General features: G+C 38.1%; 9 protein-coding genes. 4 read left to right on the top strand and 5 right to left on the bottom strand.

Translation table 11 applies throughout. From position 1 onward, the window contains the following. Window positions 1–163 precede the first annotated feature (163 nt). Both A9479_RS18705 and A9479_RS18700 read right to left on the bottom strand, forming a co-directional pair. A complete protein-coding gene (locus A9479_RS18705; RefSeq protein ID WP_064664254.1) occupies window positions 164–3,370 on the bottom strand; it encodes a TonB-dependent receptor in 3,207 nt (1,068 codons plus the stop codon). A 43-nt stretch (window positions 3,371–3,413) separates the two neighbouring features. Continuing rightward, on the bottom strand, window positions 3,414–4,268 hold the full coding sequence (locus A9479_RS18700; RefSeq protein WP_064664253.1) for a S1/P1 nuclease: 855 nt from the start codon (window positions 4,266–4,268) through the stop codon (window positions 3,414–3,416). A 235-nt stretch (window positions 4,269–4,503) separates the two neighbouring features. Between A9479_RS18700 and A9479_RS18695 the strand changes: the two genes are divergently transcribed. Together A9479_RS18695 and A9479_RS18690 are read left to right on the top strand one after the other, a co-directional pair. Next, the gene (locus A9479_RS18695) at window positions 4,504–5,373 is read left to right on the top strand and encodes a hypothetical protein (protein ID WP_064664252.1); all 870 of its coding nucleotides are present in this window, start codon (window positions 4,504–4,506) and stop codon (window positions 5,371–5,373) included. Continuing rightward, the gene (locus tag A9479_RS18690) at window positions 5,373–6,320 is read left to right on the top strand and encodes a hypothetical protein (protein ID WP_064664251.1); all 948 of its coding nucleotides are present in this window, start codon (window positions 5,373–5,375) and stop codon (window positions 6,318–6,320) included. The genes A9479_RS18695 and A9479_RS18690 overlap by 1 nt, the downstream gene beginning before the upstream one ends. Window positions 6,321–6,525: 205 nt before the next feature. Here A9479_RS18690 and ushA read toward each other — a convergent pair whose 3' ends face one another. Then, the gene (gene ushA / locus A9479_RS18685; protein WP_028834122.1) at window positions 6,526–8,145 is read right to left on the bottom strand and encodes a bifunctional UDP-sugar hydrolase/5'-nucleotidase UshA; all 1,620 of its coding nucleotides are present in this window, start codon (window positions 8,143–8,145) and stop codon (window positions 6,526–6,528) included. A gap of 75 nt (window positions 8,146–8,220) precedes the next feature. Beyond that, window positions 8,221–8,415, bottom strand: coding sequence for a hypothetical protein (locus tag A9479_RS18680; protein ID WP_028834121.1), 195 nt, complete (start codon window positions 8,413–8,415; stop codon window positions 8,221–8,223). Window positions 8,416–8,710: 295 nt separating this feature from the next. On the opposite strand from A9479_RS18680, the gene A9479_RS18675 reads away from it, so the two are divergent. Beyond that, on the top strand, window positions 8,711–9,454 hold the full coding sequence (locus A9479_RS18675) for a peptidylprolyl isomerase (RefSeq protein WP_013463156.1): 744 nt from the start codon (window positions 8,711–8,713) through the stop codon (window positions 9,452–9,454). Window positions 9,455–9,811: 357 nt separating this feature from the next. On the opposite strand, the gene A9479_RS18670 is transcribed toward A9479_RS18675, so the two are convergent. Beyond that, window positions 9,812–10,231, bottom strand: a complete 420-nt coding sequence (locus A9479_RS18670; protein ID WP_028834120.1) for an MAPEG family protein — start codon at window positions 10,229–10,231, stop codon at window positions 9,812–9,814. Between the two features lie 153 nt (window positions 10,232–10,384). Here A9479_RS18670 and A9479_RS18665 point away from each other — a divergent pair. After that, a partial coding sequence (locus A9479_RS18665) for an insulinase family protein (protein ID WP_197487277.1) occupies window positions 10,385–11,098 on the top strand: 714 nt, incomplete at its 3' end.

The raw sequence follows: 11,098 nt of genomic DNA, 5'->3' as shown, positions 1-11,098 counted from the left end.
TTATTAAATTTAGCATTTTATCTATGCTTCAATATTTTACCGAGTAGATAGTAAGTAGTTTTTATGACAAACAGATGAAAAGTGATTCTTTCCATAAAAAAAGCCATTACATACATGTAATGGCTTTTTTAATTTTACGAGTTTTTGATGTACAGGCTATGTATTAAAACTTATAGCTAACACCAATTTTAGCTTGCCAAGCAGACGAGCTAGTTTGATATTGGCTGTAGTTACGAACATCTGCGCCGTTGTATCTAGCATTGATGATGTAACGTCCATCATCATCTAAGCCAGCAAGGTCATAAACAGCTTGGTCTGAGAAACCTAGGCGTTTTTCTACGCCCCAGTCACTGTTTAACAAGTTTGCAAAGTTATCAATCATAAAGTAAACCTCACCGCTATGACCTTTTGCAAAACCAGGGATTTCTTGTTTAACGCTAATATCCATAGTGGTAACCCATGGCTGAGTACCTGAATTGCGGTCTAGGATTTGACCACGCTCAGAAATTCCCGCACGGTTTAATAGGGTTTCAAGCTCTTCCCATGACAATCTAGAACGATCCCAATTTACGTTTGCATCTTCTGGACCTGTAGGAATATATGCTAAGTAAGCTGAACTCGAGTTAAAGTCACGAGAGTCGCCTAAATCACCATTTCTGAACATACCCATAGTATAACTAAATGGACGACCTGAACGACGTTCGAAATACACATTAAACCTTGTGGCATAGCCACTGAAGAACTCAGTGTTATACGCTAAGTTAACTTTAAAGCTATGTTCAACCTCATATGCACCACGAGCAGCAAAGTCTTCATTTCGGCTCTTAGTGATATTGTATTGATAGTTACTTTGTGCACGTGATGAAGAACCTGAAGACGCTTCTGTTACATCTTGATGTGCATAACTTGCTGAAATATAAAGGCCATTTTCCCACTCTTTAGCAAGTGCTGTTGAAATAATAACAGAGCGACCGTCTTCTGCTGAATTAGTCATTGCTATATCAAAGTTATCAGCTAAATCACCGCTGTAAATACTTTCATAGATGATACGTTCGCCGTCGGCTGCAACACCTACAGGTTTTATCGCAGTGTTATGCCACACAGCTTCGTTTTCTTTTTTATGATAAGCAATTTCTGCTTGCCATTTAAAGCCTTCACCCAGTAATTCAGAATCAAAGTCGTATTCAAAACCAAGTTGTGCACGGATGCTTGACGGTAGTTCAAAATTTGGGTCAACATAGTTTGTACTACCTGCACCTTGAACTAAAGAACCTTTTATAGCGTCTGGTACTTGAGTGATATCAGCTTGATTATTAGCATAGTAATCGTCAATAACGCTTTGTGGTGCATCTACAAATGTAATGCCATCGTTTTGGAATGAGTTATTGTACCAAACGTTAGGAATACCGCCTTGGAAACGACCTACACCACCGTTAACTGTTAACGCTTCAGTTGCGTAATACTTAAAGCCAATACGCGGTAGGATGATATCTAAACCATCTAGGTTTTCTTGGTTACTAAAACCATAGGTGCTTAAAAAGTTTTCATTGAGTGTTGGTTTATCATCAGAAGATAAACGCTCATAACGAACACCTGCCGTTACTTCTAAATCATCACCAACATAAAAAGTATCTTCAATGTAAAGCGCTAATTGATTACGAGTTGCATCGTAAGCAGTATCGTTCGGGTTATTTGTATAAGCATTACTGTAACTAAAGTCATACTCGCCTCTGAAGTTGCCTACTTCACGGTTTTCAAAACCATTAAAGTTATCAAACTCCCATGAACCCAGTGAATTAGCTGCAAAAAGGTTGTATAAATTTAACGACTCATATTGCATACCAAAGTTTATTTCATGCTCGTCCATTAAATAAGTGGCATCAAGAGAAAGTGTTAAGTTTTCTGTTGCTGAGCTATTGGCATGACGAAACTCATCGGTGCCAAATTCATAAGAAGGGCCGCGGAAGTATTCTTCAACTTTAACACTACCAATATCAGAATTTGTTAAGCTTCTTGATGATACATCTTTGTATGCAATACCGATTTCAGTTGAAAAGTCTTCGTTCCAATCTGAATATAGCTTGGTAGCAAAGTTATTAAACTTGGTTGCGTAGGTATAACGACTTGACGCAAGCTGAACTGATGTGCCTCCAGTACCAAAGTTTGTTTCATCTTTGTCATCTTGCCACTGATAGGTAAAATCTAAGCGATGATCATCAGCAATGTTCCAGCTTAATTTTACAAGTAATGTTTCGTTGGTGTCTTTAGGGTCGCCACCAAGAGAGTCTGTTAAGCCGTATTCGTTATTTAGAATATTAAGGAAACGGTTATAGCTTTCTTCGCTAACGTCGTATTCGTTGGTTGCGCCTGAACCTTCAAAGCCATAGTCTAAATCTAGTTCGCTAGACCATTTGTTGTAGTTAACAAAGTAAAATAAGGTATCGTCTATAAGTGGGCCGCCAACATTAAAACCGTAGCGTTTTTCAGTTTGGTTAGGTTCTACTTGTTCAACAATGTATGTGCGGTGACCATCGTCATCTAAAACAGGGCGGTTATCAGCAAACACTTGAGATATGCTGTCTACATCGCCAGCAATATCAGGTGTTGATGTTTCGTAAAAACCAGAAAACTTAAGTTCGTTAGTACCTGACTTAGTTACCGCGTTAATAGTACCACCACCAAAGTTACCTTTAGAGGCAGAGAATGGAGAAACGTCAACAGATATTTGCTCAATTGCATCAAGGGCTACTGGAGGCTGTGAAGTCGGGTAGCCGCCGTAACTTAAACCAAAGTCATCATTTTGGCCAATACCATCTACGGTTAAACCATTCGTACGTGGGTTGCTACCAGCAAAAGTTAGCTCACCACTGCCATTAATACTCGCAAGCGGATTTAAACGTGCGATATCTTTAATGTCACGGTTAAAGCTAGGCATATTATTGATAGTATCTTCGCCAAACGTACTACTAGAGCCACCTGACTGTTGTACAATTTTATAACCAGAGACTTCAATCTTTTCAATGTTTAGCGGCGCTAATTGCGATGTTAATCGGTAAGTTTCGCCAAGGTTTAAAAAGATGTTTTCAACGGTGGTATCGTTAAACGTATCAGAGTCGATGATCACAGTGTAAGGTCCACCAACACGCAAACCATTCGCAATGAAAGTACCACTTTCATTGGTCGTTAGTTCACTAATTGTGCCAGTTGGTTGATGAACAACCTTAATTTTAACGTTTGCAGCGCTCGCACCTGAAGGTGTGGTTATTTTACCACGCATTGCAGATGAAGTGTCAGCAGCCATAGCGCTTGTTGAAACTCCTAGAGCTAGAATTACAGCCCCAGTTAATTTCGAAAGGCGAAGCTTAGTCATAATGTTGATTTCCCATGTAGATGATTTAAGTTAGAAACTAAATTTATTTTTGTGTTTGCTGTGTTAAGGCCATTTTTGATTGCGTGTTAGCAGGATCAAATAATGTATTTAACAATCCAGCCAAGCGAATTCCCGCTTGTTGCAAGCGTGTTTTCACAATAGGGGTGTTGTTGTAGATATAGTCGTAGCTAATCTGTTCTTCTGTTGAGTCATATATTTTTAGGGCTAAGTTGTGCGACTCTTCAAGCCAGCTTGTTGGTGTACTTTGTAAATATTCACTAATTAGCTCGCTGTTGTTGGTATTTATAAACTGAGCGTATTCAGTAAAAGATAAGTTTTCGTTTTCAACTAGTTTGGTATCCCATAAGCTATGAAGATTGGTTTGTTGGTTAAAAAAAGAAACCTTAACGCGATTGCCGCCTCTATCTTCTGCTCTTCCTGCATGAAATGGTTGATGGCTGTCACCCACTAAATGCACCAAAAAACGCAAGCTAAACTGTTTGGCCGCAAGGCTTGATTTATCATCTTTCAATACTTTAATTGAATAGTGAATGCCTTCTAATATGTTTGTTACTGATTCTTTGTGTTTAGTGTGGTCGTGGTCAAAACTAAAGGTCGCGTTGTCATCAGCATTAATGTAATGCCAACGAGATGATTTTTTTTGCCAAAAGTCACCTGGTGCAGATCGCATTTCGTCAGGCCATGTTGAAATCTGAGCTAAAGATTCGCCGTTGAGATAGGGGATAAGTGCAGTCTTAGTAGTTTCGCTTATGTGCGACTCTGCAATTTTACCCACTACACGATGCCCGTTTTGGCCCCAAGCATTACAATCTGTGCTTGCAAATATTGCACTAATTAAAAGTGATAAAGAAAGCGAATATTTTACATTTTTGTACATTGAAGCATCCTAGTAGTGTGATATTTATTTTGTAAACGCTGATAAGGTCAATTGTCCTCATTTTTTTAGTTGATAGAAAGGACTCAATAAAATTCATATTTTCTTGTTTAAAGTTGTTTTTATTCAATGGTTTGGGTTTGACGGGTAAAATTACCTGTTGTAATAAGTAATTAAAATTGTTCAAATGAGCTATTACTCTAATTTAAACGGGTGTTTTTTGAATATTAAGAAGTTAATGTTGCATAAAACAGCAATTGTTACATTTATGTTTCTGGGCGTGTTGCTAAGTTGGTTTTCAGGTCAAGTTATTGTGGGCGAAGAAGATATAACATTCCCAGTGATAATAGAGACATCAACGACATGTCAAACAACGGCAACGGCTAATAAGAGTCAACTTATAGTATTTACCCCCTCAAAATACGTTGCTCAATTACTTACTAAAAACTTGTGTGATGATAAAGTTGTGGCAAAGCAATATGGCTCTGTCATTGGCTATTGGGGATATAGAACCGTTGATAGCTTAGAGTTTGTAGGTAAAGGTATTGCAGATTTAATTTTAGCGAAAAATAATATTATGGAAGCGTTTAGAGCCGAGACTACTTACAATTATCAGCCTGTGGTTGGCTTTTCTGATTACACTGCATTTTTTATCTCTTCAAAAGAAAAACCTAAGATCAGCAAACAATATTTTTTAGATAAAAAAATCGGTCTGTTAGATTATCCAACGAGTCGCTCAGGACACATTTTACCCAAACAAGCCTTTAAAGAGCTAGGCCTAAACATTGCTCAGCTAAAAATAACCTATGCGAGTTCACACAATGAGTTGAGAGAATTATTGGCGAACGGGAAAGTAGACCTTATTGCCTCTTTTTGGAGAGAAAGTGACAGTCAGCGTTTTTCAAAAAATTATATTACGCCTATTAGTAGTAATGTGGCAGGCACCCGTTGGTACTTAAAAATGCAGCATAACAATACTGATTTACTCTGTGCTGTACAGTCTCACTTATTGAGTATGTCTAAAGAACAATCGTTTCAATATTATCAAGATGTTGAGCCATATTGGCAGTGCAACAGTTACCCCGTTACCTTTATAGGGGAATCGTAATGAATAGGTTAATATGGATAATATGCACAATTTTTTTATTCTTGGTTTTCTCGTCTGTTTTTTATATTTCGACAATGCAAAAACAACAGCAAGTAAATAAATTACAAATAATACAAATAGAAAAACGAATCGCTTTAGACTTACCTTTGTTAGATTTATCTAATGAGCTGCTTAAACACTCAGGTAATAAAGCAGCTTTACTTAATTATATTCAAACCTTAAACACCTTTATTGATAGTACCGGTATTGAGGTTGTAGCTATAACGCCACAGCATGAATTTGATGCTTCTTTAAAAACTTACACAGAGTTTATTCGAGAGTTAAATAGTAATAATGGTGTGGTGTTCATCGTTTTCTCTTTGAGACAGCCGTATTTTACGGGTGATGTGGTAGCTATTTATGGGATGCTTTTTATTCTTAGCATATTACTAACATACCTAATAAAATTAGCCTATATTAAAAAAAGTGATGAAAAACAGGTTGTTCACGCAGAATCAAATACTACAGAGTCAAAACCATTAACCCTGATTATTGATTTAAAAAGTAAAACATTATCGAGTAGCGTTTCTTTGGAGCACCAAGTAGCTTTGGCAAACAAACCGTTATGTTTTTATTTAGCGCTTGTGGAATATTGCACTAACAATCCAGAGATCAAGCTTAATCATAACAAGAATGTACCCGAGGAATTGATAGAGCTTGCCAATAAATATTTCTATCGTTTAGTTGAGCTTGGTCATACAGTAAGAAAACGTCCAAACTTTAATAACAGTCTAGAGAAAACATTGAGTGAAATTCGTGCGGCACTGGATGACGTGTTAAATGATTGCCCTGAACAAAAGGGATTATACTACCCACCGAAAGCATTTGGAGAGGGCTCACGCTCACGAATGCACAGTTATGGGTTAGCAAATGTGGGTCAAGGAAATATAGAAATAATAGGAAAGTAATCGTGCTTTGCTACTTAACCATAACTCTGATTAAAAGAGCTACCAACTTAAATATAGTGTAAGAGGTTTGTGGGTTGAAGTGCGCTTGACTTAAGTGCGCCTAAATTAGCTTGGTGATCATATAAACCTGAATGATGTGTGCCATTGCTATATCAATGATGCCATTGCTATATCGATGACACTCATCACTGTTCAATACAGATTACTATTTAGGTGCAAACTCATGTGCATCAACAGGGCTGTGCTCTGCAAAAAATCGTTTTAATGCCTGAGCGTCCGTTTCATCGGTGCTTACGAATCCTTTCATGTGAGTAATTTTAGGGTAACTATCGCCACCAGAAGCATTATATTCATTAATACTCATGCGGTATGTTTTGTTTATATCAAGCGGCTTGCCGGCGATGAACACGTTAGTTACTTGATCCTCTTTAAGTTCAAAGGCTAAGTTGTGATATTGCATATAGGCACCAGAGTCTGGTGGAAAACGTGTCACGACATTTAAATAGGTTAAAATATCATTGCCTTTGAAATCGATATAGGCGACACGGTTTTTAAAAGGCTGTACTTTGAGTATGTCTTTATAACTCACGTCACCCGCATTGATGCTATCGCGAACACCACCACCACTGATAATGCCAAAATCGGCACCTACGGTATTCATTTGCGCTTGAATAATAACGCGAGCAAGGTTAGTTTGCTCAAAGCGTACTTTGTTACGATCACCCTCGAGTCTGTCATTCACAAAGCCAATTTTACCTTCAATTTGTTTTGCCCCTTTTTGTTGGTACGCCGCTAAAAAGGTTTGTAGCGCTGGATCTGGTTTAATGTAATTTGCAGCAAGTACGGATTTTACGCTACCGTCTTTTTGCTTTTTATCTACGTATAAATTAACGGGCAATAATTGATAACTTAGCAGTGATAATTGACCGTTTTCTAATTTAAACTCCGCTTTACCCACATACTTACCCCATTCATGGGCTTGCATTATCCAGGTTCCATTTTGTCGATCAGGTTTACAGGCTAAACCTGGCTTAAAATTCTCATCTGTGACATTTTCTGCAGCCATACACACTGGCTCTTGGGAATGGCCACCAATAATCATATCAAGGGCATTTTTATCTAAAGAGCGGGCAAGCGTAACATCACCTGGAGCATTTATTCCATAATTGGCATCTACATAATGCCCCATGTGCGTTACCGCAATGGTAATGTCAGGATTGTATTTTGCTTTTAATGTTTGGGTAAGTGAGGCGGTTATTTCAACCGGATCTTTAAAATCTAAGTGGCCAATGTATTGCGGGTTACCAATTTTAGCGGTGTCTGTCGTTGTTAACCCAATTACAGCAATGGTTAAGCCGCCTTTGTTGAATATTTTATAACGTTCAAAGATAGTTTCATTAGTTTGTTTATCAAAGATATTAGCTGATAAAAGAGGGAAATTAGCCCATTGCTGTTGCTGTCTTAATACACTTAATGGATTATCAAACTCGTGGTTACCTAGTGCCATTGCGTCATAGCCAATTTTCGACATGCCTTTGAAATCGGGCTCAGCAAATTGTAGATCTGATTCAGGAATCCCGGTATTAATATCGCCACCTGATAATAATAAAACCTGATGCCCTTGTGCTTTTGCATCGGCTCTTAGCTGGTCGATTAGGGTTTTACGCGCAGCCATACCATATTCGCCTTTTTCATTATGCCAAAAGCGACCATGATTATCATTGGTATGAAGAACAGTTAAATAGTGTGCTGCAGGTTTATTGACAGAGTCACTGGCACAGCCATATAAACCAAGAAATAAAATGAGAAAAACAAGAGTACGCATAAAATACCTATCGATTAACAAAACTCAGTATAGTAGGCGGCTAGTTTAAACTAGTTCGAGGTTAAAAAAACGCACTTATTCATATTTTTCAGCCAATGAGACTTCACGTTGCTGCTCTACAACCCGTTTTCTGCGTGCGAGCTCATCATGTGCGTATTGAGATTTTTGATGATTTACATCAATCATCCATTTCAAAAAGCTGACGGGAACTTGAGTGTATGGTTCACCTTGGTGTAGCCCAAAGTCACAAATAGTCGTGTTGTTTGCCATTATATTTACTCCTATCACTGTGTAGGCTGATAATAACAAAAAAAGAGTGATTGATAAGGGGCTTTTTAAGTACCTTGCTAGGCTTAAAGTTAATTAAAAAAGAGTCACCGTGATGTACACCAAGGCACTCAGACAATTAACTCTCCATCACGTGTTTAAAATTAAAATGTAAACAGTTGTAACTGCAGTGTAATTACTTTGATATGAATTGTAGCGTTAAGTGCTTATGTATCGATTTATAAAATGAATAACACTACTCTATGACGCCTAATGACAATAAAAAATAGGAATAATAATGAAGAAGCTTATCTTAGCGTCAATTTTAACTGCAGCGAGCTTTTCAAGCGCAGCAACCATAGTCGAAATGCAAACGAGCCAAGGAACGATAGAAATTAACTTGTTTGATCAACAAACACCTAAAACAGTAGAAAACTTCCTAAGTTATGTTAATGATGCAGCGTATAACCAAACAGTAATACACCGCTCTGTTGATAAGTTTGTCATTCAAGGAGGAGGTTTTACTTTTTCTGACAAAATGGATCCCATTACAACCAAGCCAGCGGTTATTAACGAACCTGTTTACTCAAATGTAAAAGGCACAATTGCCATGGCAAAGCAGGGCGGCAACGAAAACAGCGCCACTAGCCAATGGTTTTTTAATATGAGTGATAACAGCCAAAACTTAGATTTACAAAATGGTGGGTTTACCGTTTTCGGACAAATAACAGCACAAAGCCAAGAAACTTTAGATAAAATAGCGGCCTTAGTTCATTGTGCAGAGGTACCATTGGTTGGTATTACTAAAGAGCAATGTTCAGATGAAAATGTGGTTATTAGTAATCAAAACTTAGTATCAATACAAACGGTGGTTGTGCTTGATGACGATCCTAATTCAGCACAAAATTTAACACCTAAAGAGAATACATTAATTGATAACGTAGAAGTGACACCACCACAAAGTTCAGACTCTAGTGGCAGTATGGCATGGTTATTAGGCGCACTATTGCTTGTAGCACCTAGGTTAAAACGCACTAAATAAGCCGTAAAAATAACGGCGACTTATCATAGCCGCCGTTTTTTTAGTTAGGGTCTGTTGATCTTTGCGGATTACAATTTGTTCAAACTAGGGGCGGTTTAATCGCGGCGCGAGGTTTGTAACCTAGTGGGCTAAGTAAAAACCGAGCAAAGCTTCCGCGTCCTGCTCACGCCCCTTACCTACATCCATGTAGGCAACAAAGAGTAAACCGCCCCTAGGCAGAACCCGAAGGGCAGCGCCTGTTTGGCATTGATGCTGCGTTATCGCCTATTTATGGGGAATAACCACACCACATAGGCTCTGCCTTGCCTAAATACCAAACAGACTGCTGCAAATTTAACCTTGAAAGGTCATCAGACCCTAGTTGTAAAGTACGCTCACCAGTAACATTACCCACATTACAAACACAGCTAAGCAGCCTAGCAAAAATACTCTAAAACGGGCTCTTAAATGATTACTACCAAGGTGAATGAGGCTATGAATAATGCGTGTCGCTACAAATATACACGCCAATACTGCAATAGGGACACTCGCCATATTAAGCTGTAAAGCAAGCAAACATCCCGCATAAAAAAGCACAGGTATTTCAAATTGATTGCTAAAATTACGATCAGCGACTCTGACATGATCGCCCGCATTATCAAGTCGCATAGCAGCAAAGTCACTTAACTGTATGTGTTTGTTTTTAGCCGCCGCAAAACGTCGTTTTCCCATTATTACCATCACAACTAATGAAAGTGTTACCTGAACGAACATGGCTATTATTATTATCTTTTCCATAACTTACCTTATTATTTATATTAACTATTCACAATGTGTTACACAATTAAGTGCTAATTAGTAGCATAGTATTAATTGATAATGGTAGTTTATAAGTGATTTAGTCTTTTTATAACACTAAGCCCATATTTAACAGCAATGGATATAACTAAAATGAAACACATCATCGGCTTAAGTGCAATTGCACTGGCAATATTAAGCGGTTGTTCGAATACCGCCACACTTACTCAATCACCACAAACGTCACTTTTATCACCAACGCTTGTTGTCAGTCCTAACGATAACCGTGAATATAAAACACTAACACTTGCCAATGATATTGAAGTGATTTTAGTTTCTGATCCAAGCGCAGAAAAATCGGCTGCTTCATTGAGTGTCGGCGTCGGCCTGCTGCACGACCCAATGAGCCAGCAAGGTATGGCGCATTATTTAGAACATATGTTGTTTTTAGGCACTGAGCGCTACCCTGACACTAAAGGGTACTCTGATTTTATGACTAAAAACGGCGGAGCGCATAATGCCTATACGTGGCTCGATATTACAAACTACATGTTTAAAATTAATAACGATGCGTTTGATGAAGGCTTAGACCGCTTTTCAGACTTTTTTAAAGCCCCTAAGCTTTACCCAGAATACACAGAAAAAGAAAAAAACGCAGTGAATGCTGAGTGGTCAATGCGTCGTGAAATGGACTTTTTTGGCCAATTTAAACTTGCACGTAAAATGATGGGTGAACACCCAGCTAATCGATTCTTAATTGGTAACCTTGAAACGTTAGGCGATAAAGCTGATAGTTCATTACACAAAGAAACTGTTGATTTTTATAATAAATATTATTCATCAAATATTATGAAAGTGGCGTTAATT

The sequence above is a fragment of the Pseudoalteromonas sp. MQS005 genome (assembly GCF_001661605.1).
Lineage (GTDB): Bacteria > Pseudomonadota > Gammaproteobacteria > Enterobacterales > Alteromonadaceae > Pseudoalteromonas > Pseudoalteromonas tetraodonis.
This window is presented reverse-complemented; position numbering and strand designations above follow the sequence as displayed.

Coding starts and splice junctions, on each gene's coding strand:
- A9479_RS18680 (WP_028834121.1), bottom strand. CDS start 8,415: ATGGCAAACAACACGACTATTTGTGACTTTGGGCTACACCAAGGTGAA.
- A9479_RS18675 (WP_013463156.1), top strand. CDS start 8,711: ATGAAGAAGCTTATCTTAGCGTCAATTTTAACTGCAGCGAGCTTTTCA.
- A9479_RS18670 (WP_028834120.1), bottom strand. CDS start 10,231: ATGGAAAAGATAATAATAATAGCCATGTTCGTTCAGGTAACACTTTCA.
- A9479_RS18705 (WP_064664254.1), bottom strand. CDS start 3,370: ATGACTAAGCTTCGCCTTTCGAAATTAACTGGGGCTGTAATTCTAGCT.
- ushA (WP_028834122.1), bottom strand. CDS start 8,145: ATGCGTACTCTTGTTTTTCTCATTTTATTTCTTGGTTTATATGGCTGT.
- A9479_RS18700 (WP_064664253.1), bottom strand. CDS start 4,268: ATGTACAAAAATGTAAAATATTCGCTTTCTTTATCACTTTTAATTAGT.
- A9479_RS18695 (WP_064664252.1), top strand. CDS start 4,504: ATGTTGCATAAAACAGCAATTGTTACATTTATGTTTCTGGGCGTGTTG.
- A9479_RS18690 (WP_064664251.1), top strand. CDS start 5,373: ATGAATAGGTTAATATGGATAATATGCACAATTTTTTTATTCTTGGTT.